The sequence below is a fragment of the Bradyrhizobium barranii subsp. barranii genome (genome assembly GCF_017565645.3).
GTDB classification, from domain to species: domain Bacteria; phylum Pseudomonadota; class Alphaproteobacteria; order Rhizobiales; family Xanthobacteraceae; genus Bradyrhizobium; species Bradyrhizobium barranii.
On record NZ_CP086136.1, the window covers coordinates 1,344,500 to 1,364,888 of the forward strand.

Genomic DNA, 20,389 nt, shown 5'->3' on the forward strand with positions numbered 1-20,389 from the left:
ACACTTGCTGCTCGCCGACGAGGCGATCGAGTATCAGAAAACTGTTGCGATGCATGGGCTGTCGATCCCCGCACGGCCCAGCGCCGTCTGGATCTTGAGAGAACTCACAGAATGGCTGCGGTTTCCGTTTGCAGCCGCAGCGGCGCTTGCTCACTTTTGCTCACTGTCAAAATTTCAAATTGCGAGTGTCCTGATCAGGACGGCTCGGGACGGTAGGTACTGGCCTGTTTCAGACGACAGTGGCCTAGTCTTAAAAATGGCAATGATCTAATTTGAAAGTGAGCAATTTTGAACAGACGATCGCAGTGCATATCTGCTGTTTTGGTGGTCACCGGGGGATTGCGCTGTCCGGACCTAATCCAACGCCACCAAGCATTATTGGGCTTGGTGGCGTTGTGCTTTCCCGGGTCCTAATTCGTTAACTTTTCGAAAGTGAGCAAAATAGAACGGCGCCGGGATAGCGATGATTCCATGGTGCCTCCATCACCGCCCCCATCACGGCATCTATCGGTGACTGAGAGTTCTGTAACGCTCCCGCTTGAGTTTAGGTGAGCATCATGTCATCCTTAGCAGTCTTGTTCGACCCAAGCCGCATAGCAGTTCAGCCCCATACCTGCCCCCAATGCTTGGGTCCAATGACCCTGACGCACATTAAGCCCTCTCGGATCGGATTCGAGATTCGTACGTTTCAGGGCGTCAATTGCCATCACGTCGATAAAGTCGTCAGCGAAACCCATTCGATGAAGTGGATTTCTTCCGGGCTGCGGGCTCCGGTTTAGATCCCAACACGGTCCCTAGATGGGGATCTGGGCGACGACACAACCTGTCAGAAGAGAATAGTTTTCAACAAACATCTGGCGGCGCTATTTGCTCAGCCGTGCGCCGACGTTCAGCCTTAAATTCAAGGACATATCTTTGAACAGCGTGCTTGGCATTGGAGCTCCAACGACGCATGAGTTGCCATGCCTGCAGGGATGCGACCCAGTCCTGGCCTTGACAAAACCTGTCGTAGCACCAGGCGAAAACAGGAATTGACATAAGCTTATCGCGGCTAACGCTGAAGAGACGCTCAATAAGCAGGAGCTTGAGAAGCTCGCCAACGATGAGGACCATAAGCCCGTCAACGACGTGGCCTGTCGCCGTCAGGTAAGCCGCAACAGGCTTAACAGGTTCGAGCAAAATGACCGGCACGATGAACAGCGCCAGAGTAGGATATGGGCGAAGCGACACAATCCACGCTCGCAAGCTTTCGAATACCCAGCAATCCGCCATCCGGCGAAGGACAGGTTTGAAGAGAGTGAAAAAGACGGCGTCCACCAGGAAGTAGATGGCGGCGATCAGAAGCACAAAGCGTTTGAATATACGGCTCAAGCTAGATTCTTCAACGAACCAAAGCGCGAATCATCATTAAGTTCACGAGCCAAAGCAGCGAATGACACGACCGCAACCAATGATCAAAACGCTCTCGGCCGTCGCAATTTCCGCCTTCATTGCCGCCGCCTTGTTCGTACTGTCTGTATATGCCCCAGAGGTCGAACCTGGGCAGTCGGCCGCCCTCCAGAAGAGCAACCGGCGCGATATTCATGTTGTCGACACGGGCTGTGCAAAGCAGACTTGGCCTCACTTCAGCGGCTCGTGCCTGCACGCGAATGGCGCGAAACTCGAGGCGCGCCTTGTCAGTGCAGCTCGCGAGTCAGAAAACGGTTCGAAATGAGACTTCAAATCGACCGCGCGTGCCTCTACCTGCGACCAAAGGAGTGGTGGACTGCCTGTTACCCTGACAGGCGAGCTCAACCAATTGCGACGAGGCCGATGGCGTGAGGCCATACCTGGCGCCAAAGCCAATATTCCAACAAGCTGATCAAATTTGCACAGACACCAGGCGGATCAGCTTGCAATACTGCGTCCAAACCAGAATGCCGAGGTGTCACAATGAATATGTCGAGCGAAGGCCTGCTGGTCATACTGTTTGTCGGTCTCGTTGCGGGCTGGTTGGCTGGTCAAATCGTCCAGGGGACCGGTTTTGGAATTATCGGTGACCTCATTGTCGGGATTTTGGGCGCCTTTATCGGAAGCTGGTTGTTACCTCAGCTAGGCATACATCTCGGTAGCGGGATGATCAGCGCGATCGTCAACGCCACCATCGGAGCGATATTGCTGCTGCTCATCGTGCGGCTGCTTCGAGGTGGCAGCGGATGGGGAGGCAGGTGGGGCGGCAATTGGGGTCGGCGATGGTAACGCATTCCCGCAGAGTGACTCGCGACCGCCCGCTGTGACTTGCTACCGGCCCCGCGACTGTGGATCCGCTCTGAGTGATGCAGCACGCTGCATAATCGGCAATGCGCCGGCTCCCAGGATCCCGCGTGGGTCCCGCGAATGGGAGACCCCTTCAACGACGGCTTTGCTTTGGTCGTTGCGAGCTCCACGCCTCGAAGGCGCCCAACAAAAAGGGACGGAGAGAAATACTGATCCACTCACGTAAATACTGATCCACTCACGTGACCACATGCGCGCTGGCTATGCCGGCGGGGAGCTCAAAGAAGCTATCGGTACGTCGAACGTGTACGAGAAACCCGTCGACGCATAGGCTAATTGCACATTGCCCTGGAGCTGCTTGCCAAGCGTCTCGATCAGCCGTGTTCCGAAGCTGCGCTTGGCGGGCGGCTGGACAACCGGACCGTTCTTTTCGGTCCAGGTGAGGTGCAAGCGCTGTGTCGGTTGGTCTACCGTCCAGACGAGGTCGACGCGCCCCTCCGGGACCGACAGGGCGCCAAACTTCGTGGTGTTCGTGCAGAGCTCATTGAGCGTCATCGCGACGGCGATGACGGCAGCCGACGTCATCCGGATATCGGGTCCCGTGATCGAGAATTTCGACTCGGCGGGATTGTCGAAGGCTTCGATGGCGCTGCGGACGACCGTGCCAAGATCGGCGCTGGACCATTTTGCCTGCAGAAGGAGATCGTGGGCCCGGCCGAGTGCCAAAAGCCGGCCCTCGATGGCGTGTTGCGCGTGCTCGCCCCCCTGCAGGTTGCGCAGGCTCTGGGAGACGATTGCGGCGACGGTCGCGAGCGTGTTCTTGATGCGGTGGTGCAGTTCTTCGAGGATCAGCTTCTGCAGCTTGTCGGATGCCTCGCGCTCTTTGGCATCGATACCGGCCTTGGCAAGCAGGCTCCTCGTATTGATCTCAGCCTGCGCCAGGAGTAGCCGCAGGCTGACATTCTCTGCCGCCAGAAAGTCCTGGTGGAATTCTGCGCCGCCCGGACGCCTGTCTGTGCGGAGATCGACTTCAAGCATTTGCAACTGTATCACCTTGGGCGGGGTACCGCACTTGATTTCGGCCGGGCGTTGGCATTGAAAGGTCTGGCGGCATCCGGCGCCAAGAACCACGAGATTCAGGCGTGGCCTATCATGCTGCGCATCTGGGCTATGACTTGCCAGGCTTGGAGTGGTTTGCCGAAAAATCTGCTGCAGGGGGGAAGATCGATGCTCGATGGGTTCAATTGTCCCGACACCAGGATGATCTTGATCGCCGGCCAACGCTTATGCACGGTATGCGCAAGACCCAGGCCGTCCATGCTGCCGGGCAACTGAATGTCGGTGCACATGAGCGCGATGTCGGACCTGGATTCCAGGATTGCGACGGCTTCGTCGGTATCCAGAGCTTCAAGCGGCGTGTAACCGGCGTCTTCCACCATGTCGACCGCGCGCATGCGGAGCATCATCTCGTCCTCTACGACGAGAACGACGGCCGGACTGCGTGAAAGATCGGGCACCATCGGATGGGCATCCACGGGAAAACGGGTGTGACTGAAACAAGCGATTGATCTGAGACAAGCATCTCGGTGCCCCTACGATCCATGCCCAGGTGCTGTTTTCCTAAATATCCGAGTTTGGGCCTGAACGGTGGAGCGCGGGAAGAAGATAGCTCTCAACCGTCATTTTGCTGGCACGCCGACCCTGCCGCTGAAATGCTCGAGCATTTCAGCGGCGTTCTCCAGGATCGTAGCCATTTTCATCGCATCCGCGCGCTCGTCTCCCGGCGGCATCTTGCGGGCTCCATCCAGGGCGTCTGCCGCCCGGATGTTCAGCTTGCAAGCTAACGACGATTGGACTCGCTTGACTGGCCGGAATGAGCGGTTGGCTTCAGCAGACGGCGCGGGCCCAACGAGGGGAACTACCACTGAATAAGCATCGCAGCAGCGATCAGCAGCACAAAGAAGATCGGCAGCAGTACCGGAGGCACTAACCACTCGCGAACGCTGAATTTGGAGATATCTGACATAGTAACCGCCTCTAGGTCGCGGCGGGAGCACACTGCTCTCAGTCACCGATAACAGCCGAGGGGCGCGCGGTGATATCCAAGATATAGTGCCGATCCGCAGAATAACGAGGCCAGGCGCGACTATTTGCTGTGGCGGGATCGAGCGGGGTTGTGATCCGCTTCCAGCATACCCAGTTAGAGGTTGGCGCAACCGGATCGCTCCAACGTCCCTCCCTTCGCGCTTCGCGCCAAGCTTTGACTACCGGATACCTTGTCAGCGTATCGACCGGTTGCAGGCGAGTGCGCCGGAGATAGGATCGGACGCCATCGAATATGCCGCGACGCAAATCGCGTGCAGCCGGCACGGAGGTCTCGTGCTCCGACAACTGATCGGCCCCGACAACATGATCGAGTTTCCCAACCATAGCCGTTCATATGACCGCACGCGGCGTGCCGTACGATTTTGGGGACACGACAGCGCTATTGAGGCATCGTTTTTCATAAACGAAGATGCGCTGAAGCGAATTCAACCAGATACCGGTTACGATGAGTCGGGTTTTCTGCACGCGTTCGATTTCAATCGTGACTTGATATGCGCCGCCGCTGCTAAGATGTACGTCCGCGGCAGCAGGGGCTCTTACGATCTGGTCGCCGCAAATTTTTGCACCGATCCTGCTTCCGCAAGCTCGGCCTGATCAGCGAAACTGCTCGACGAACGGCGAAACGTCGGCCCTTCGATCTGGCCACCTGAAAAATCGCGGCACACCAGGATAGCGGCGGAGTCGAATCGAGACTGCACCCAATCATCTCTCTTGGGAGAATGTCATGGACACAAGTTTTGCAGTTACATTCCTGTCGTGTGGAGGAATTTTCCTTCTCGCGTTTGCCGCGATCGGGGCGTTTTGGTTTGCGGAACGGTTGCGAGGGACGAACGCTCCTCGCCTGGGAAAGTCGGGGTAGATCACACCAGACGCCGATCGAAGCATTCGATCTATGCCATTTGAGGATGAGTCCCAATGAAAAAGCCGCGGACTACACCGCGGCCATTTTCACAAGGTATCTCGTCGTCTCTCAGTAGCGGTCGGTCCCGATTCCAACGCTCACGCCGGGAGCACTGAAGCCGATGCCGCCACGGTCTTCATAGCCGCGGCGCTCGATGTAACGCTCGCGAGGAGCATATCCGTAAGCATCGCGCCCGTCGCGGATGATAACACGGCGTTCACCACGTTCGCGCCAGCAGCGACCGTCTTCATTGCAGACCATACGAACGTTCTGAATGTTGCTCTCCGGTGCGACTGATGCATTGGCGGAAAGCGGGGCAGCTGAAGCGGCGGTCACAAGAAGCGTACTTGCCGCGGCGGCCATAGTGATTGCGAGAGCCTTCATAACATTTCTCCAAAAGTGATTGTGTCAGTGAGCCAATCGGCTCGCGACAGAATGGTTCCAAGAGCCCAGCTGTGATTGTCAAACGCAGGATGCAAACCGGGGAGCAGAGGTTGAGGAGCGATCATGGCATCTCGCGCGCTTTGCCATCTGCGCCTGCAAGAGAGCGATGGGACTGCCAAAGTGATCCTGGCGTCCGCGGCGGAGAAGTGCGTCTATCGCTTTAGAGGGCTTCTGGGATTAAGCCAAATCAACCAGGATGTCGCTTATCTCATTGTAGCGTGCGCTCGACCTGCATCGTGAGGCCAAAACACACCAGGCCTTAGGCTTTCATCGCCTAGTAATTACTTCAGACATTTCTCTCGAATACTTGCCGAACATGGCGATCCGCTTGCTCGTGAATTCTGAAATGACGCTGAAAAATTCAAAGGGCGATCTGATCGCCAGAAGCCTCTGGGCGAATTCAGAAGCAAATTGCATGTTGGCTTGAGCCATTTCCAGAATCTTTGCTTGATAAGCCTGCACGTTCGCCGTGGCTGAAGAGGACTCGAATCCTTTCTTAGAATCGTCATCCCTCATCATCTGTGTGAAGTCATCTTGTAAGGCAGTCGCCGGATTCTCAACAAGGATAGCTTCCTGTGTTGAGTCGTTGTGAAGCTCAGGAGGCGGCTCAGTTGAGCCTGCCGCGACAGGGCGGAGAGGATTGTCTTTCGGGCTCCTTACAATAGCCCGCGTGGTCCGTTGGGCCCGCGCGGCCATCTTCGGGCTGCGGGCGTGCTTTGACGCCGTTGCCAGTTTACGTTTGCTCATCTGACACTCCGGGACGATTGGCGACCACAACGGTCCTTCGTCTGAAGAGAACATGCGATCGAGCTTAACGTTCCAAGCGCAGCTTGATGTGGGTTCCCATGCAATTCGCATGAGCGCCGCTGCTCTTTGGGAGCTGAGCGGCGGCTGGTTTCGGTGGTTCCGTTCACTTGACGGCCGTCCGGCGTAGGCCATCTCTTGTCATCGCCTGCGTGAGTCTCGCCACGCTTATGCAGGGCGCTCAACACGACCTTCGCCTGGACGACCCGAAATGCAGTCAGCAGCGAAGTCGGCGGCGCGACGATCGCGAGTAGCGTCTATAACCGGTAATCTGATATCCGCATCCCAGATGCACAGGTGTGCCGAAATTTTTACTAGTTTTTTAATGGTAAACGAACTGGTAAACACTAGCAGCTCTAGTTCTCGCTAGTTAGGCCCTGAAAGCCTAGGTCATGACGCATGACCTTAGATATCAAGCGCCTCCGCGCTGATGCTTCAAGACTGCAGAACGAGCGATCGAAGTCGCGATCCAGTCGTGAAACGACGGGAACGACGAGGGCGATCCGAGCGGCCCTTCCAGAAATCTACAAGCTGCGCGAGGACAAGGTGCAGTGGTCCGCGATTGCGGCGGCCCTGGCCGCTCAGGGCGTCGTTCAAGGAAAAGATCGTGTCGCCCTGACCACCAATCGCCTGACGGCGCTTGTTCGGCAAATCGAACTGCAGAATGAGAAGCGTGCCGCGCAGGCGGCAAGGAAAGGAGTGAGTCCGAAGGCGCAAAAATTTGCAATGCAAAATCAGCGTCTATCTCTGTCATCCGAACTTAAGGCAGAAACGCAAGCGGTCGAAGATCGGCCGTCCGAGAGCGAAGACGATATCCGTCGTCTGGCTTTTGAACGCGTTGAACGGATGACAGAGAAAGACTAGTACGATGTCGCGTATTCTCTTCAGCTGCCAGGAAAAGGGCGGGGTCGGCAAGACCACGCTCGTCCGCGCACTCGCAGAAGCGGTGGAGGGCGCGCCGATCATCGAGATCGACGCCAGCCACCGGCTTCTCGAACTCGAGAACCGGGTTAGCTTTTTCCAGATGCGGGCCGACCGCGAGGCCATCGAGCGTACCGGCGGCCGGGCCGCCCGTGCGGAGTTCGATGCCGTTCTGGACGAATTGTCGTCGGCGACGCTGCCCACGATCGTCGACGTCGGTGCCAACACGTCGGTGTCGCTGTTCACGATGCTGGCCGATGTTGCGCCCGAGCTCGCCGCGGAATTCGCGGTCTGCGTGGTCGTGACCAACGAGCCGGGCGCCATGGTCGAGACGCCGAAGCTGCTGGCGCTTTCGAAGTCGTGGACGTCGGCGCGCTTCGTGATCGAGAACCGGTTGCATGGTCCGATCGATCCGTTCTGGCTCCATGCGAACGTGAACGGTGCGACGCTGACCTCGCTCGATGCCCAGGTCCTTGAGGACGGCGCGGAAGACTATCTCCAGTCCGGCGGTCTGGCGATCGTCGACCGGCTCAACCCGAAGAAGCTGCGTGAGGTGCACGGGATCGGTCCCGCCATCCGGATCCAGCGTGACCTCGCAAAGTTCCGCCTGGAAGCCATGCGCGCTGTGCGCCCGGCGGCCGAGTGGCTGGTGGGATAGGCCACCATGACGACCTCAATGGAAAGCGTGAAGCAGAGCTATGCCAAGGCCGAGGCGGCGTTCGCCGCCTCGGTCAGGGCGTTCGAGACCGCCAGCAGGAAGCGGTTGTCGGCATTGCTGGCCTTGCCGCCGCAAGAGCGGTTCGACCACCTGACCGATCGGTCTCTCACGTCGGCGGACGCCCTCGCCTTGACGCGCTCGGTGCGCGCCGAGACTCAGCCGAAACCGCGCAAGCGCATCTCACCGAAGACGATCCGACCGCCTCGTCGCCGGGGCCTGAGATCGCTGAGCTCGCCGGCCGGTGTCGCGATCGTTGCGATGGCCGCCTTCTATGGCTCGGTCGTCTGGTTTCGCACGCCGCATGGCATCATGGTCACGCAGCCGGTCCAGATCACTCTCCGATATCCGGACGGGAGATTGATCGATGGAGTGATGAACCCGGGCAAGCTGTGGTGGCTCATCCGCTCCCACGACGATCGCGCCGTGATCCGTATCTGGATGCCGACGATCGGTTACCAGGAGTTCGAGTTGCCGGCGTCGATCGTTCAGCCCTTCGAGGGCTGACGGGTTCAGCCTGTCGCTTCCCTCCTGCGGCAGGATTCAACGGGCCATAGCAGCATAGGCGGCGGGGAGGCGAAGGGGTGTAACGGTGTAACGGCAAGGGGTCGTTACAGGTTACACCTTTCAGGAGTAATCCGATGACAGCATACATCACCCGCGCGGAGGTCCACAGTGCCGCCGATCAGGTCGACGCCGAGGGCCGCAAGCCCTCGGCGAAGGCCGTCCGCGAGATCACGAAGCACGGCAGCTACAGCACGATCGAAACGCATCTCGGCTCGTGGACGCCGCGGGACCAGCGTCTGGAACTGCCGCCCGTCCCGGCGGGACTGACGGCTACCGTTGACAGCCTGACCGCCGACCTCTGGCACATCGCGCTGGACGCCGCCCAGAAGCAGGCGACGGCGGAGATCGAGCGGGCGGTTACGGATGCGGCCGAAGCCCGGACAGCCGCAGCGCGTGCTGGCGAGCATGCCGATCGCCTCGTCGCCGATCTCACGGCGGCCCAGCAGCGCATCTCCGTGTTAGAAGAGACGGTCGCCGAGCGCGACCAGCAGATCAACCAGTGCGCAGAGCGCATCCGCGACTGGGAGCTGGAGGCCGCACGCAAGGACGGCGAGGTCGCCACTCTTCGCCATGCGCTGGTGCAGTTCACCGCGGGGCCGGCAGATGCGTCCAAGTCGACCAAAAATCCGGCGCAGCAGCCGGCCGGTTAGGCCCTACCCAGCGTGGCCCACGAGTTGCTCACGGCCCGCAACCGGTACCTCCTGGAAAGACCGGCAGCTCCGAACGCAGACTCGCCTGTGAGCGTCAAACCGACAGATCGACAGTGAAATCCTTCATCGATCAGCACCATTCTGGAAGCCGCCGTCGCTCGAGCCTGCCGGCGTTCGGCGTCGCCCGTCATTCATGACATGCCCCGCGCGGTAGCCGGCCTCCCGACGCTCGGCGGTTTGCACTGGTGTCGCCCGTATCGCCGCCCCCGACGCCGCGGCGGCTAGATCCCACAACTATCGATATCGTAAGGACCGGCTGTCCCGAGTTAGCGGCGGCAGCCCAAGGCGTCCCGCATTCGGCAAAAGTCGCTTGGTCAACGGCTGCCGGCGGAGTTGTGGTGGAGCGGACCTACCGTCCCTCGCCTTGCGCTCGTCCGCGGCCGGTCACCGATCACCACCTACCGGAGTCGCCGTCGCCGAGCTCGCGACGTGTCGATGAAACACCACCACGCCCGACGCGGGTCTATCGGAGTATCGCCGATCAGTCATTTAGATGCGCGCAACCGGCGGCACCTTGACGATCAAGTTTTCGAAGCGGGCGTCGTTGTAAGTGGTCTTTCCGAGACGGAAGGGGTGGCGCGTATAGAACGGGGTGTTGGGGAGAGCTGGCCCCGGTTGTTTGGACAGCGCCCCGCTGGATTTAAGTGGATTCCTGCCGGGTTATGCTGAACGCGGGGCTTTACGGTTTTGTCGTTGCGTCGGGAGGGCGTAGCCCGACCAGAGCGACGACAAAACCGTCGGCGACGGTCATGCGGCCATCACCATAGCTTGCGTGCCGAAGTAAGCCTCGTCGGGCGTGCGCCCGTCAAGGCTCGAGTGAGGGCGTCCCTGATTGTAGAAGGCCAGATACTTGGCAATTGACGCTCGCGCCTCGGACACGCTGTCGTAGGCGCGGAGATAAACTTCTTCGTATTTGACCGTGCGCCAGAGCCGCTCGACAAACACGTTGTCGCGCCAGGCGCCCTTGCCGTCCATGCTGATGGCGATCTTCGCGTCCAGCAGCACATCGGTGAACTCGAGGCTGGTGAACTGGCTGCCCTGATCCGTGTTGAAAATCTCGGGCCTGCCGTGCTTCGCCAACGCCTCCTGGACCGCTTCGACGCAGAAGGCCGCCTCCATTGTGATCGAGACGCGATGGGCCAGGACCCGTCGGCTGAACACATCGACGACCGCCGCGAGATAGACGAAGCCACGCCGCATCGGAATGTAGGTGATGTCCATTGCCCACGCATGGTCGGGCCGCTCGATCTTCAATCCGCGCAACAGGTACGGGTAGATCTTGTGACCCGGAGCCGGCTTGCTCGTGTTCGGGCGACGATAGACCGCCTCGATCCCCATGCGCTTCATCAGCGTCGCGATGTGGCGGCGACCGGCGTATACGCCCTCCCGCCGCAGCAACGATCGCAGCATACGCGCTCCCGCGAAGGGATAATCGAGATGCAGCTCATCGAGCCGACGCATCAAGGCAAGGTCCTCGGCCGAAACTGGCCGAGGTTCATAGTAGACCGTGCTGCGAGCCAGCTTCAGGACCTTCGCCTGGCGCACGATAGAAAGATCATGATCGCGGTCGATCATCGCTTTGCGCTCAGCAGGCCCGCCTTGGTGAGCGCGCCGGACAAAAAATCGTTTTCCAACGCCAGCTCGCCGATCTTGGCATGTAACGCCTTCAAATCGACCGGCGTCTCGGCCGATGTCTTGTCATGCCCAAACACGCCGGCGGCGCCTTCCAGGAGCTGGTTTTTCCAGATCGTGATCTGGTTCGGATGAACATCAAACAGTTGCGCCAGCTCCGCCAGTGTCTTGTCGCCTTTGACCGCAGCCAAAGCAACCTTCGCCTTGAATGCCGGAGAATGCGTCCGGCGGCTCTTCTTCGTCATCTTCGCTCCTGATTCGCAGCAAGAATCCTCGCCGCTGTCAGGCAGAAAATCCACTCAAGCTACTGTCCGAATTTGCGGGGCCAGCTCTGAGACAGGTGAGAAGTCGACCGTCACGCGCGTCGTGGATGCCTGGGAAAGCGCCCACGGCGCGGTGTCACCGTCCTCGGTCCTTCTGATCGCCAAGACGAATGCCCAGGTCCGCGCCCTCAACGACGAGGTTCGCAGCCGTCTGAAGGGCGATGGACGCATCATCGGCGAGGATATCGAGGTCGCAGCCGTGACGCCCTCCGGCCACGGCCAGACGCTTGGCTTCGCGGTCGGCGACCATATCCGCTTCCTGGTTCGACATGATCGCCTCGCCGTCATCAACGGCACCACGGCTATCATTACCCATATCGACGGCCGCGACACGCTGGACCCGACACTGCGCGTCCATATCGGCGGACGTCAGGCCGAGTTTTCCGTGTCGGAGCTGGCTGATGAACATGGCCGCGCCCGGCTGGGTCACGGTTACAGCACGACGATCTACGGGGCTCAAGGACTGACGACGGATCGAGCCTTCGTTTGGGCGAGCCCCGCGATGACGCGACACGACGCATATGTCGCGTTCTCTCGCGCGCGGGATCAGCTCGAAATTTTTGCCGATATGCGCGAGATCGACGCGCATATCCGACTCGATTTGCCGCTTTCAGAGCGGCTCAATGTCACGATCAATTCGGAGCGCCGGCTCGACTGGCTGGCCGCGCGGCTGTCGCGGCTTCAGGTCAAGACGTGCACGCTCGATCCCGTACTCGACCGTGCCGCACGTGCCCACGAGCACGAACGAGAGCGGTCAGCGGAGTATGCCCGTGGCTAAATCGGGCATCCCAAAGATGCGGTTGCAACCTCGGCCTGCCCCTGTGGCTGTGTCGCCGACGCCGTCGGCGTCTGCCCCGGCCAAGGACGGAGCGAGGCGCAATCGTGCAGAGATCGGTCCCTTGCGGCCGTCCGACGCCGAGTTTTGGACCGTGATCAACGAGATCGCGGATCCCACCCCAATCGCGCCCGCCGAGCTCGACGCCATCGAGCGCTACTTCTCGGTGGTGCTCGATGACGTCTTTGCATCCCGCAAGACGTCTCCCTAACCAAGAGAAAGAACAAGACTATACCTGACGACAATCTCCACCCTAACGTCATCCTGCGGATGCCGATCGAACCCTTTGCGGAATCCGCGGTCGAGGCCGCGCTCTGGCTGGTGCGGGAATCGATGGATGCGGTCGCCAACAAGACCGACTTCGATCCGGATCCGGCGAGGTGCTTCCAGGTGCTCGGCCGGCTGCCCGCGATCCGGCAGCTGGAAGAGCTCACGGAAGAGCAGCGTCACGACATGTTCGTGGAAGGCTTCCGCCACCTTCTGAATGGCGCGCAGGGCCCCTTCGAGCTGCTGTTGGCCAAACACAAAGAAATCTTATGGGAAGGCTTCCGGCAGCGTTGGAAGGTGGTCGTTGACGAAGTCCCGTTCCCCTGATCTTAACCGTGCAGCGGCGTTGGGCGAAGTATCGCTTCCCCTGATTCCGCTGCGTGGTTAGACTCTTTTACCGTATCTTGTGAGGAAGTTTCCGTGGCCCGCAAGCACCTTCAAGTCGCCGCAGCGTCTGACGACGCCGTTGAACCGCGTCCGCGCAACGTCCTGATTTATGGACGGGTTTCGACTCTGGCCCAAGCCCAAAACCTGTTGAGCTTGGACGACCAGATTGCGCAGTTGGTGGCGCGGTGCAAGCGCGACGGCGACAACGTCATCGGCATCTTCCGTGACGAGGGCGAGACCGGCACCAACATGAAGCGAAGCGCCTTCGAGGATATGATCACGCGGGCGACCGACGGCACGCGTACGGTGGACGCGATCCTCGTCTATTCTTTTTCGCGGGCCTTTCGGAATCAAGTCGAGCAGGAACTGACGGTTCAGACTCTGCGCAAACATCGCGTCGAGCTGATCTCGCATGTTGAACCGCTCGCCAACGATGATACGGGCGACATGTTCCGAAAGTTCATCGGTATCGTCAACGAAATGCAGTCCAAGGAGACCTCGCGCGCGACAACCAGGACCATGCTGGCCAATGCGCGCCTGGGCTACTCCAATGGCGGCAACATTCCCCTCGGGTTCAAATCGATCGATTCCGACATCGTCGGGAACAAGCAAAAGAAGAAGCTGGCGATCGAGCCGGTCGAGGCCGAAATCGTCAGGCTGGCATTCAATCTCGCACGGAATGGCGACGGGACCAGCGGTCCCTTGGGCACGAAGAAGATTGCGATCTGGCTCAACGAGCATGGCTACCGGACCCGCAAGGGGGCGCTGTTCGGGACCGGCACCGTGCATGAAATGCTGACGCGCGAGGCCTATACCGGCTCGCGCCGCTTCAACGAGTACGACCGCAAGATCGGCGAACGCAAGAAGGCTTCTGAGATCATCGATTACGACGTGCCCGAGATCATCGACCGCGCTACGTTCGATGCCGTGCAAGCGCTACTGGTCTCCCGGCAACCGCGCTCCAAAGGGCCGCGGCTTGCATCGGCGCCGTCCCTGCTCGGCGGGCTGGTCCGCTGCGACTGCGCCAAATCCTGCGCCTTGACCGCCGCGACGGGCACGTCAAGAACGGGGACTGTCTACAGCTATTACAAGTGCATCCAGGCCACCAAACGGGGCCCGCATAAGCATGACGATGGTGGGGCTTGCAGCAACCGAAAGATTTCCCGCCCCGTCGTTGAAAAGCTGGTGGTCGGGGCCTTGCTGGATCAGCTGTTGCAGCCCGAGCGGGTTACGGCGATCCTCACGGCCCTGAAGGCTCGCCGTGATGACCGCCAAGCCTCCGCTGACCGCCGCCTCATTGATCTGGGTCGCCAAGCCGCTGACGCCGGGGAGCGGTTGTCCCGCCTTTATGCGGCGATCGAAGCTGGCACAGTCGATGGCACCGATCCTACCCTGAAGGAACGGGTGTCGGCGCTCAGGGCTAACCGAGACCGGGCTCTTGAGGCTCTGGAGTATGCCAAAAAGACCAGTGCGCTGCCCATCGAAATCGATCCAGTCGCCGTCGAACGCTTTACCCGGTTGATGCGCGAACAGCTCGTGAGCGGGGATGTCGCCGCCAGAAAGGCCTATCTCAGCGCTATTGTCGATGCGATCGTCGTTTCCGAAACCACCATCCGTATCATCGGCTCAAACGATAATATCAGGGCCACCCTTGGCCCAGATGGCCAACCTACGACCGCGGTTCGTAAGTCTGTTCAGGAATGGTGCCCCTGGCCGGAATCGAACCAGCACTCCTTGCGGAACTCGATTTTGAGTCGAGCGCGTCTACCAATTCCGCCACAGGGGCTCCCGGTCGGCCCCTGGAAGAGGGCCTCGCAAAGCGGGCGGACTATAGCCATGGACAGGGCAGGGTCAACCCGCGCCAAAGTGATCCCGGCCGTTCTCGACAGCCGCCTGGGCCGGGGTTAGAGCCTTAGGAAAGCGACCCATCCGGAAGAGGCTGCCGTGACGACCCAGAGTGCCGCAATACCTGCATTCAGACGGGCTGGGACCGGTCCCGCGCTGACCGCCTCGGTGCTCGTCACGCTGATTGCCGCCGCGACCATCGCCGGCGCCTGGTTCTTCCAACTCGTGCTGGAGATCCTGCCCTGTCCGCTGTGCCTGGAGCAGCGCTACGCCTATTATCTCGCGATCCCGGTCGGTGTGCTCACGGCGCTTGCGGCGCGGAGCGGGGCGCCGCGGCCGCTGTTGCTCGCGGGCCTTGCGATCCTCGCGCTGGCGGCACTCGCCAATGCCGGCCTCGGCACCTACCACTCCGGCGTCGAATGGGGTTTCTGGAAGGGCCCGACCGATTGCTCCGGTCCCGTCATCAATCTCGGCAATGCCGCCGACCTGCTGTCCAAGCTCGATACCGTCAAGGTGGTGCGCTGCGACGAGGTGCAGTGGCGCTTCCTCGGCCTCTCGCTCGCCGGCTACAACGTGCTGATCTCGCTGTTGATGGCCGCGATCGCGGCGTGGGGATTTTTGCGGACGGCGAAGCGCTAGGCAAGCTGCCGTAGGGTGGGCAAAGCGACTTGTCCGCCGTAGCTCGAAGAGCGAAGGCGGAAGCGTGCCCACCATTTTTAGCGATATTGCGGGAGAGCATGGTGGGCACGGCGCCAGCGCGCCTTTGCCCATCCTACGAGACCGGAGCTCCGCTACGACTGCGGCGCTTCGCTAATCATCCACATCGTCCTGCGTGCGGCCGAACAGGTGCACGATGCCCGGGGTCGCGATCGTCACGAACACGAAGCGCGACAAATGATGGGCGCCGACGAAGATCGGGTCGATGTGCAGCGTGAGCGCGAGCGCCAGCATCGCATCCATCGCGCCCGGCGCGAAGGCGACGACGACATCCGATAATTTCACCTGCGTGGTGAGCGCGACGATGCCGACGAAGATGGCGGAGACGGCGATGGCCACGGCAAACGAGCCCAGCGCCGCATGGATGTGGCCGGCCAGCGTCTTGATCCGCATCCGCGCGAAACGGCTGCCGATCAATGCGCCGATGCCGATCAGCGCCACGCCGCGCACCCAGTTCGGCAGGCCGCCCTCGACCCAGCCTGCGCCATGCAGCACGCTGGAGGCGATCATCGCGCCGAACATCCAGCTCGCCGGAAACTTGATCAGCCGGAGCAGGAGCGCCGCGGCCAGCGAGGCCGCGACCAGCTCGACGAGCTCGAGCGGCGAGGCGATCGTCGTCGTCAGCGACGGCGCGACGGAGGGCGCCACGCCCGCGAACGCGAGTACCATCGGCAGCGCCGCGGTGAGGATGATCACGCGCAGGGTCTGCACCACGGCGATGCCAGGCAGGTCGGCGCCGCGCTCGACCGCCAGGATCGTGATCTGCGACAGGGCCCCTGGGCTGCCGGCGAGGAAGGCCGAGGTGCGGTCCCAGCCATGGATGCGCTGGAGGTAATAGCTCGAACCGAAGGTCGAGCAGAAGGTCGCGAGCGCAAGCAGGCCGATGGTGAGGGGATAGGCGCTGACCTGTTGCAGCAGGTGGCGCGAGACGACCGAGCCCAGTGAAATGCCGAGCAGCACCAGCACGGTCTGGGTCAGGATCGGCGGCAGTGCCAGCTGGCGGCCGGCGATCGCGGCGATCCCGACCGCGATCATCGAGCCCGAGATCAGTCCCCCGGGAAGTCCGGCGACCAGAAACACGAGGCCTCCGGCGGTGCCGATGACAAGCGTCTCCACCGTGCTCAAGATCTTGGCACGGCTTGGCAATTCGAACGGCAGGGAGGCGGTGATTTGCTTCACGCCACCTTATCGCAAATCAGCGAGAGGCACACAATTGCAGCCTCGTCATGCCGCAATGCGCGCGCCTCTCACGGATGCTCGCAAACCGTAGTGTGACGGATTTACTTCTTGTCGGCGGCGGCGGGGGCGGCGGTGCCGGCCTTCGCTTCCTTCATGCACTCACGGCGAAATTTTTTGCGCTCCTTGCCCTTCAGTGCCTTGGCGTCCGCTTGCTTGGAGCATTCGAGCGACTCCGCCGAGCGCTCCTTCGACGCCTTCTTGTCGGCGGCGGGGGCGGCGGCAGTTGTGGTCTTGGCGTCGGTCTTGGCAGCCGGCGCGGCGGTCTGCGCGAAGGCGGTGCCGGTGGCGAGCAGGGAGGTCAGGGCGACGATGGCGAGGCGAGACGTGAAGGTCATGGTGGTGCACTCTTGCGAGATTGCGGAGGGTTGGGAACGTCGGCTCGCCTTGCTGAACGCGACATGAATAATCCGAGCCGGGGGGGTCACTATATTTTGGCGGCAGGAGCCATCGCTTCCTTGTCGCGGCCGGGCGGCACGCTAGGATAGCAATCCTCGTTTCGCTTCCGTCGGGGAAGACCAAGGAGGAGGACCAAGGATGACCATTCAATCAAAATTGCTGTGTGCGGTTGCATTGACGGGCTTTGCCGCGCTGGTCGCGAGCGCGCCGGCGCAGGCGCTGACCTCGCAGGAGTGCAGCGCGAAATACCAGGCCGCCAAGAAGGACGGCTCGCTTGGCACAACGAAGTGGAATGACTTCCGCAAGGCCCAGTGCGGAGCGGATGCGACGCCTGCCGCCGCGCCGGCCGCCGCTGCTCCGGCTGCGCCCGCCGCTCCTGCCGAGCCGAAGCAGGCGAAGAAGGAGGCGGCCCCCGCTGCCGCGCCAACCCTGCCGGCCGGACCCGCGGTCTATCCGAATGCGGTCGACCCGAAATACGCCAAGGAGACCGCCGGCAAGGCCCGCCTCCACACCTGCGTCGACCAGTACAACGCCAACAAGACCACCAACGGCAATGGCGGCATGAAGTGGATCGAGAAGGGCGGCGGCTATTACAGCGAGTGCAACAAGAAGCTGAAGGGCGCCGCCTGAGCTTCGACATGATGCGATGGCCGGAGCAAAGCTCCGGCCATTTCGCTAGTCGAGCAGCTTCTCGGCCGACTTCGCCACCAGCTGCGAGCGTTTGCGCGGACCGCGCTCGACGAACAGCAAGCTCTGGCCGAAGATGAAGCAATAGAACAGGAAGGCCTGCGCCTCGGCCGCCTCGGCCTCGAGGCCGGTCGCGCGATAGAGCTCGGCGACGTGCTTGAGCCGCGCCGCGTCCACGTTCGCGACCGCCGTGGCGGCGTTTTCGTCCGAGCGGGCCCATTGCCGGATCGCGAGCTCGATCGCCATGCCCTCCGGATTGAGCCGCTCGGAATAGAGCTGGATCACCGCCTTCAGCCGCTCGCGGGGCTCTTGCCCATCGAGGCTTGTCTGCTGCGCGATCGACGCCGCGCGTCCCTCGCGCCAGCGTTCCAGCATGGCATCGAGCAGCGCGGCACGGTCGGCGAAGCGGCGGTAGAAGCCGCCCTTGGTGACGCCGAGATTCTTGGCGAGCACCTCGACCCTGACGCCCTCGACCCCCGAGCGGGCGAGCTCGGTAAACCCTGCCTCGACCCAGACATCGCCCTTGCCGTCGTTCATGAAGGAAGCCTCACCGGTTCTTGATACGGTACCGTATTGCTAACGCGCGGAGGTGCTGATACGCTACCGTATCAATGATCAGAGGGTGGAAAAACGGCAGGAGGAATTGCGATGCAGGAGGCGACCTATCGCGGCACGGTCTATCCGTGGCAGTGCGATCACGTCGGCCACATGAACATCATGTGGTATGTCGGCAAATTCGACGAGGCCAACTGGAATCTGTTTGCCCGCCTCGGGCTGACGCCGAGCTATCTGCGCTCTTCCGGCCGCGGCATGGCCGCCGTGCAGCAGAACATCACCTACAGGCGGGAGCTGCTTGCCGGTGACATCGTCGAGATCCGCAGCCATTTGCTGGAGGTCCGCGACAAGTCGATCCGCTTCCGGCACGACATGACCAATGCCGAGACCGGCGAGATCGCCGCGTTCTGCGACATCACCGGCGTGCACATGGACCGCAGCCAGCGGAAGTCGGCGCCGTTCACGGATGCGATCCGCGCGGTCGCTCTGCAGCATCTTGCCGAGCCGGCCGAGGCCTGAGCCATGGCCGCGTTCGAGCCGAAAAATCCGGGCTATCGCGCTGCCGCCATTGCCATGTTCGACGGCCAACCGGCGATGCGCACGCTCGGCATCGTGATCGTCCGCCTCGCGCCGGGCGAGGTCGAACTGGCCATGCTGCATTCGGCGGCCTTCACGCAGCAGAACGGTTTTATCCATGCCGGCATCATCACGGCGGGCCTCGACAATGCCTGCGGCGTCGCCGCCTTCACCCTGATGCCGCCCGAGGCCGACATCCTGACCGTCGAGTTCAAGACCACGCTGTTGGCGCCCGCCCGCGGCATGCGCTTCGTCTTCAAGGCCGAGGTGGTCAAGCCCGGCCGCACGCTGACCTTCTGCGAGGCCCGGGCCTTTGCCGAGCATGAGGGCAACACCACGCTGATCGCCACCATGACCGGCACGCTGATGGCGATGCTGCCCCGCGCGGCGGCTTCGCCAGCGCCGGCGGCGATCCGCGCCTAGCATGGCGATGACATCGCGCCCGCAACGCTCTATATGACGCGTAACAGTTCCCGCTCGCGAACCGTATTTGCAGCGATGGGACCGAAACGGGACGAGATATGGCTGGATTCAGGAACAAGGGCCTCGTGGCGACGCGGCGTGCGGCGCTGACGCTGATCGGGGCGGGTGCCCTTGCGGCAGGTCGGATCACCTTTGCGCGCGCGGCCGCCGCCGATGACGAGGTGCTGACCGAAGCCAAGGTGCTGCGCGACCCCGATGTCCCCGTGGCCGGTAATCCCGACGGCAATATCAGCATCATCGAATGGTCCGACTACAACTGTCCCTATTGCCGCAAGCTCGAACCGGAGCTGCGCCAGGTGGTCCAGGACGACGGCAAGGTCAGGCTGGTGATGAAGGATTGGCCGATCCTCGGGCCGGTCTCGGTCACCGCGGCGCGGATCGCGCTCGCGGCAAAATTCCAGGACAAATACCATCAGGCGCATGATGCCATGATGGGTGTCAGCTCGCGCCTGACAGAGCCGCGCATCAACGAGCTGCTCGCGGCCGCCGGCGTCGACATGGACCGCCTGAAGCGCGATCTCACCGACCGCGCCAAGGACATCGACGCCGTCCTCAAGCGCAACAACGAGCAGGCCGAAGCCTTCGGCTTCAGCGGTACCCCCTCCTTCATCGTCGGCAAGTACCGCGTGCCGGGCGTGCTCAGCATGACCGAGTTCGAGCAGGTCATCGCCGATGCCCGCAAGGCCAAGATGAACTGACGCGAGCACATCGATCGCCGTCAACGCAAAGGCGCCGCCGCGGACCCGCGACGGCGCCTTGTTCGTGATATCGCGTCGTTACTTCGACGAGATGCGGACCCAGTCCTTGTGCGCGCGATCGCGCAGCGCATCCCAATCGGCCTTGGCGACGTCCCAGTTCACGATCGTGCGATTGGACGTCGCGACCTCGCCATTGGCGACCGACGACGTCTGCATGGAGTCATAGACGTACACGCCGCAACCGAGCAGTAGCGCGCCCAAAATCATTCCGAAAAACGTCTGCATCTGCGAACCTCCGGTGACGGGCGATAACGTCGGCCCGGAG

The 20,389-nt window shown here is 61.6% G+C and carries 26 protein-coding genes, 1 tRNA gene and 1 pseudogene; 16 read left to right on the forward strand and 12 right to left on the reverse strand.

Features of this window, described 5'->3' with window-relative positions:
* Positions 1-843: 843 nt before the first annotated feature.
* Positions 844-1,371 (reverse strand): hypothetical protein, encoded by a 528-nt coding sequence (locus J4G43_RS06555; RefSeq protein WP_208084294.1) that lies wholly within the window; start codon positions 1,369-1,371, stop codon positions 844-846.
* A gap of 79 nt (positions 1,372-1,450) precedes the next feature.
* On the opposite strand from J4G43_RS06555, the gene J4G43_RS06560 reads away from it, so the two are divergent.
* Positions 1,451-1,714: a hypothetical protein gene (locus tag J4G43_RS06560; protein ID WP_208084295.1), complete on the forward strand. Its 264-nt coding sequence runs from the start codon at positions 1,451-1,453 to the stop codon at positions 1,712-1,714.
* Between the two features lie 218 nt (positions 1,715-1,932).
* Positions 1,933-2,238 (forward strand): GlsB/YeaQ/YmgE family stress response membrane protein, encoded by a 306-nt coding sequence (locus tag J4G43_RS06565; RefSeq protein WP_208084296.1) that lies wholly within the window; start codon positions 1,933-1,935, stop codon positions 2,236-2,238.
* A 279-nt stretch (positions 2,239-2,517) separates the two neighbouring features.
* Here J4G43_RS06565 and J4G43_RS06570 read toward each other — a convergent pair whose 3' ends face one another.
* Both J4G43_RS06570 and J4G43_RS06575 read right to left on the reverse strand, forming a co-directional pair.
* Positions 2,518-3,294 carry a sensor histidine kinase gene (locus tag J4G43_RS06570; RefSeq protein WP_038954956.1) on the reverse strand — a complete coding sequence of 259 codons (777 nt, stop codon included), beginning with the start codon at positions 3,292-3,294 and terminating at the stop codon, positions 2,518-2,520.
* A 98-nt stretch (positions 3,295-3,392) separates the two neighbouring features.
* Positions 3,393-3,776 (reverse strand): response regulator, encoded by a 384-nt coding sequence (locus J4G43_RS06575; protein ID WP_208084297.1) that lies wholly within the window; start codon positions 3,774-3,776, stop codon positions 3,393-3,395.
* An 859-nt stretch (positions 3,777-4,635) separates the two neighbouring features.
* Between J4G43_RS06575 and J4G43_RS06580 the strand changes: the two genes are divergently transcribed.
* A complete protein-coding gene (locus tag J4G43_RS06580; protein ID WP_225004691.1) occupies positions 4,636-4,956 on the forward strand; it encodes a DUF1488 family protein in 321 nt (106 codons plus the stop codon).
* A 376-nt stretch (positions 4,957-5,332) separates the two neighbouring features.
* On the opposite strand, the gene J4G43_RS06585 is transcribed toward J4G43_RS06580, so the two are convergent.
* Both J4G43_RS06585 and J4G43_RS06590 read right to left on the reverse strand, forming a co-directional pair.
* On the reverse strand, positions 5,333-5,647 hold the full coding sequence (locus J4G43_RS06585; protein WP_208084299.1) for a hypothetical protein: 315 nt from the start codon (positions 5,645-5,647) through the stop codon (positions 5,333-5,335).
* Positions 5,648-5,974: 327 nt separating this feature from the next.
* On the reverse strand, positions 5,975-6,454 hold the full coding sequence (locus J4G43_RS06590) for a phasin family protein (RefSeq protein ID WP_208084300.1): 480 nt from the start codon (positions 6,452-6,454) through the stop codon (positions 5,975-5,977).
* 456 nt (positions 6,455-6,910) lie between these two features.
* On the opposite strand from J4G43_RS06590, the gene J4G43_RS06595 reads away from it, so the two are divergent.
* From J4G43_RS06595 to J4G43_RS06610, 4 genes are all read left to right on the forward strand, one after another.
* Positions 6,911-7,375, forward strand: coding sequence for a hypothetical protein (locus tag J4G43_RS06595; RefSeq protein ID WP_208084301.1), 465 nt, complete (start codon positions 6,911-6,913; stop codon positions 7,373-7,375).
* Between the two features lie 4 nt (positions 7,376-7,379).
* On the forward strand, positions 7,380-8,090 hold the full coding sequence (locus J4G43_RS06600) for a P-loop NTPase family protein (RefSeq protein ID WP_208084302.1): 711 nt from the start codon (positions 7,380-7,382) through the stop codon (positions 8,088-8,090).
* Between the two features lie 6 nt (positions 8,091-8,096).
* Positions 8,097-8,654, forward strand: coding sequence for a hypothetical protein (locus tag J4G43_RS06605; RefSeq protein ID WP_208084303.1), 558 nt, complete (start codon positions 8,097-8,099; stop codon positions 8,652-8,654).
* Between the two features lie 134 nt (positions 8,655-8,788).
* Complete coding sequence (locus J4G43_RS06610) at positions 8,789-9,364, forward strand: DNA-binding protein (protein WP_208084304.1); 576 nt, start codon at positions 8,789-8,791, stop codon at positions 9,362-9,364.
* 807 nt (positions 9,365-10,171) lie between these two features.
* Here the strand turns inward: J4G43_RS06610 and J4G43_RS06615 are convergent.
* Positions 10,172-11,301, reverse strand: a protein-coding gene (locus J4G43_RS06615) for an IS3-like element ISRj2 family transposase (protein WP_129557670.1) whose coding sequence is annotated in 2 segments (ribosomal slippage) — positions 10,172-11,049 and positions 11,049-11,301 — 1,131 coding nt in all. Because the reading frame shifts where the segments join, the coding sequence is not laid out codon by codon here.
* A gap of 151 nt (positions 11,302-11,452) precedes the next feature.
* Between J4G43_RS06615 and J4G43_RS06620 the strand changes: the two genes are divergently transcribed.
* The 4 genes and pseudogenes from J4G43_RS06620 to J4G43_RS55870 form a co-directional block, all read left to right on the forward strand.
* Positions 11,453-12,157 (forward strand): hypothetical protein, encoded by a 705-nt coding sequence (locus tag J4G43_RS06620; RefSeq protein ID WP_208084305.1) that lies wholly within the window; start codon positions 11,453-11,455, stop codon positions 12,155-12,157.
* A 121-nt stretch (positions 12,158-12,278) separates the two neighbouring features.
* Positions 12,279-12,425 (forward strand): hypothetical protein, encoded by a 147-nt coding sequence (locus tag J4G43_RS06625; protein WP_208089606.1) that lies wholly within the window; start codon positions 12,279-12,281, stop codon positions 12,423-12,425.
* Positions 12,426-12,484: 59 nt separating this feature from the next.
* Positions 12,485-12,808 (forward strand): hypothetical protein, encoded by a 324-nt coding sequence (locus J4G43_RS06630; RefSeq protein WP_208084306.1) that lies wholly within the window; start codon positions 12,485-12,487, stop codon positions 12,806-12,808.
* Positions 12,809-12,901: 93 nt separating this feature from the next.
* Positions 12,902-13,750 (forward strand): annotated as a pseudogene (locus J4G43_RS55870) (recombinase family protein); the annotation flags it as partial.
* A gap of 177 nt (positions 13,751-13,927) precedes the next feature.
* On the opposite strand, the gene J4G43_RS06640 reads toward J4G43_RS55870, so the two are convergent.
* Together J4G43_RS06640 and J4G43_RS06645 are read right to left on the reverse strand one after the other, a co-directional pair.
* On the reverse strand, positions 13,928-14,182 hold the full coding sequence (locus J4G43_RS06640) for a hypothetical protein (RefSeq protein WP_225004694.1): 255 nt from the start codon (positions 14,180-14,182) through the stop codon (positions 13,928-13,930).
* Positions 14,183-14,569: 387 nt separating this feature from the next.
* Positions 14,570-14,654, reverse strand: a tRNA-Leu gene (locus J4G43_RS06645).
* Positions 14,655-14,812: 158 nt separating this feature from the next.
* On the opposite strand from J4G43_RS06645, the gene J4G43_RS06650 reads away from it, so the two are divergent.
* On the forward strand, positions 14,813-15,352 hold the full coding sequence (locus J4G43_RS06650; RefSeq protein WP_208084307.1) for a disulfide bond formation protein B: 540 nt from the start codon (positions 14,813-14,815) through the stop codon (positions 15,350-15,352).
* Between the two features lie 171 nt (positions 15,353-15,523).
* On the opposite strand, the gene J4G43_RS06655 is transcribed toward J4G43_RS06650, so the two are convergent.
* Together J4G43_RS06655 and J4G43_RS06660 are read right to left on the reverse strand one after the other, a co-directional pair.
* Positions 15,524-16,609, reverse strand: coding sequence for an AbrB family transcriptional regulator (locus tag J4G43_RS06655; protein ID WP_208084308.1), 1,086 nt, complete (start codon positions 16,607-16,609; stop codon positions 15,524-15,526).
* 101 nt (positions 16,610-16,710) lie between these two features.
* Positions 16,711-17,004: a PsiF family protein gene (locus J4G43_RS06660; RefSeq protein ID WP_208084309.1), complete on the reverse strand. Its 294-nt coding sequence runs from the start codon at positions 17,002-17,004 to the stop codon at positions 16,711-16,713.
* Between the two features lie 199 nt (positions 17,005-17,203).
* On the opposite strand from J4G43_RS06660, the gene J4G43_RS06665 reads away from it, so the two are divergent.
* A complete protein-coding gene (locus J4G43_RS06665) occupies positions 17,204-17,695 on the forward strand; it encodes a hypothetical protein (protein WP_208084310.1) in 492 nt (163 codons plus the stop codon).
* Between the two features lie 45 nt (positions 17,696-17,740).
* On the opposite strand, the gene J4G43_RS06670 is transcribed toward J4G43_RS06665, so the two are convergent.
* Positions 17,741-18,289 carry a TetR/AcrR family transcriptional regulator gene (locus J4G43_RS06670; protein ID WP_208084311.1) on the reverse strand — a complete coding sequence of 183 codons (549 nt, stop codon included), beginning with the start codon at positions 18,287-18,289 and terminating at the stop codon, positions 17,741-17,743.
* 111 nt (positions 18,290-18,400) lie between these two features.
* Here J4G43_RS06670 and J4G43_RS06675 point away from each other — a divergent pair, with 111 nt between their 5' ends.
* The 3 genes from J4G43_RS06675 to J4G43_RS06685 all read left to right on the forward strand — a co-directional run bounded on the left by J4G43_RS06675 (position 18,401) and on the right by J4G43_RS06685 (position 20,064).
* Positions 18,401-18,826, forward strand: a complete 426-nt coding sequence (locus tag J4G43_RS06675) for an acyl-CoA thioesterase (protein WP_014491606.1) — start codon at positions 18,401-18,403, stop codon at positions 18,824-18,826.
* Between the two features lie 3 nt (positions 18,827-18,829).
* Positions 18,830-19,306, forward strand: coding sequence for a PaaI family thioesterase (locus J4G43_RS06680; RefSeq protein WP_208084312.1), 477 nt, complete (start codon positions 18,830-18,832; stop codon positions 19,304-19,306).
* Between the two features lie 98 nt (positions 19,307-19,404).
* A complete protein-coding gene (locus J4G43_RS06685; RefSeq protein ID WP_208084313.1) occupies positions 19,405-20,064 on the forward strand; it encodes a DsbA family protein in 660 nt (219 codons plus the stop codon).
* 78 nt (positions 20,065-20,142) lie between these two features.
* On the opposite strand, the gene J4G43_RS06690 is transcribed toward J4G43_RS06685, so the two are convergent.
* Positions 20,143-20,349: a hypothetical protein gene (locus J4G43_RS06690; protein WP_085401909.1), complete on the reverse strand. Its 207-nt coding sequence runs from the start codon at positions 20,347-20,349 to the stop codon at positions 20,143-20,145.
* Between the last annotated feature and the right edge of the window lie 40 nt (positions 20,350-20,389).

Excerpts from the sequence above, each read along its gene's own strand:
- J4G43_RS06560 (WP_208084295.1), top strand. The coding sequence starts at position 1,451 with ATGATCAAAACGCTCTCGGCCGTCGCAATTTCCGCCTTCATTGCCGCC.
- J4G43_RS06565 (WP_208084296.1), top strand. The coding sequence starts at position 1,933 with ATGAATATGTCGAGCGAAGGCCTGCTGGTCATACTGTTTGTCGGTCTC.
- J4G43_RS06570 (WP_038954956.1), bottom strand. The coding sequence starts at position 3,294 with ATGCTTGAAGTCGATCTCCGCACAGACAGGCGTCCGGGCGGCGCAGAA.
- J4G43_RS06575 (WP_208084297.1), bottom strand. The coding sequence starts at position 3,776 with ATGGTGCCCGATCTTTCACGCAGTCCGGCCGTCGTTCTCGTCGTAGAG.
- J4G43_RS06585 (WP_208084299.1), bottom strand. The coding sequence starts at position 5,647 with ATGAAGGCTCTCGCAATCACTATGGCCGCCGCGGCAAGTACGCTTCTT.
- J4G43_RS06590 (WP_208084300.1), bottom strand. The coding sequence starts at position 6,454 with ATGAGCAAACGTAAACTGGCAACGGCGTCAAAGCACGCCCGCAGCCCG.
- J4G43_RS06595 (WP_208084301.1), top strand. The coding sequence starts at position 6,911 with ATGACCTTAGATATCAAGCGCCTCCGCGCTGATGCTTCAAGACTGCAG.
- J4G43_RS06600 (WP_208084302.1), top strand. The coding sequence starts at position 7,380 with ATGTCGCGTATTCTCTTCAGCTGCCAGGAAAAGGGCGGGGTCGGCAAG.
- J4G43_RS06605 (WP_208084303.1), top strand. The coding sequence starts at position 8,097 with ATGACGACCTCAATGGAAAGCGTGAAGCAGAGCTATGCCAAGGCCGAG.
- J4G43_RS06610 (WP_208084304.1), top strand. The coding sequence starts at position 8,789 with ATGACAGCATACATCACCCGCGCGGAGGTCCACAGTGCCGCCGATCAG.
- J4G43_RS06630 (WP_208084306.1), top strand. The coding sequence starts at position 12,485 with ATGCCGATCGAACCCTTTGCGGAATCCGCGGTCGAGGCCGCGCTCTGG.
- J4G43_RS06660 (WP_208084309.1), bottom strand. The coding sequence starts at position 17,004 with ATGACCTTCACGTCTCGCCTCGCCATCGTCGCCCTGACCTCCCTGCTC.
- J4G43_RS06665 (WP_208084310.1), top strand. The coding sequence starts at position 17,204 with ATGACCATTCAATCAAAATTGCTGTGTGCGGTTGCATTGACGGGCTTT.
- J4G43_RS06670 (WP_208084311.1), bottom strand. The coding sequence starts at position 18,289 with ATGAACGACGGCAAGGGCGATGTCTGGGTCGAGGCAGGGTTTACCGAG.
- J4G43_RS06675 (WP_014491606.1), top strand. The coding sequence starts at position 18,401 with ATGCAGGAGGCGACCTATCGCGGCACGGTCTATCCGTGGCAGTGCGAT.
- J4G43_RS06680 (WP_208084312.1), top strand. The coding sequence starts at position 18,830 with ATGGCCGCGTTCGAGCCGAAAAATCCGGGCTATCGCGCTGCCGCCATT.
- J4G43_RS06685 (WP_208084313.1), top strand. The coding sequence starts at position 19,405 with ATGGCTGGATTCAGGAACAAGGGCCTCGTGGCGACGCGGCGTGCGGCG.
- J4G43_RS06690 (WP_085401909.1), bottom strand. The coding sequence starts at position 20,349 with ATGCAGACGTTTTTCGGAATGATTTTGGGCGCGCTACTGCTCGGTTGC.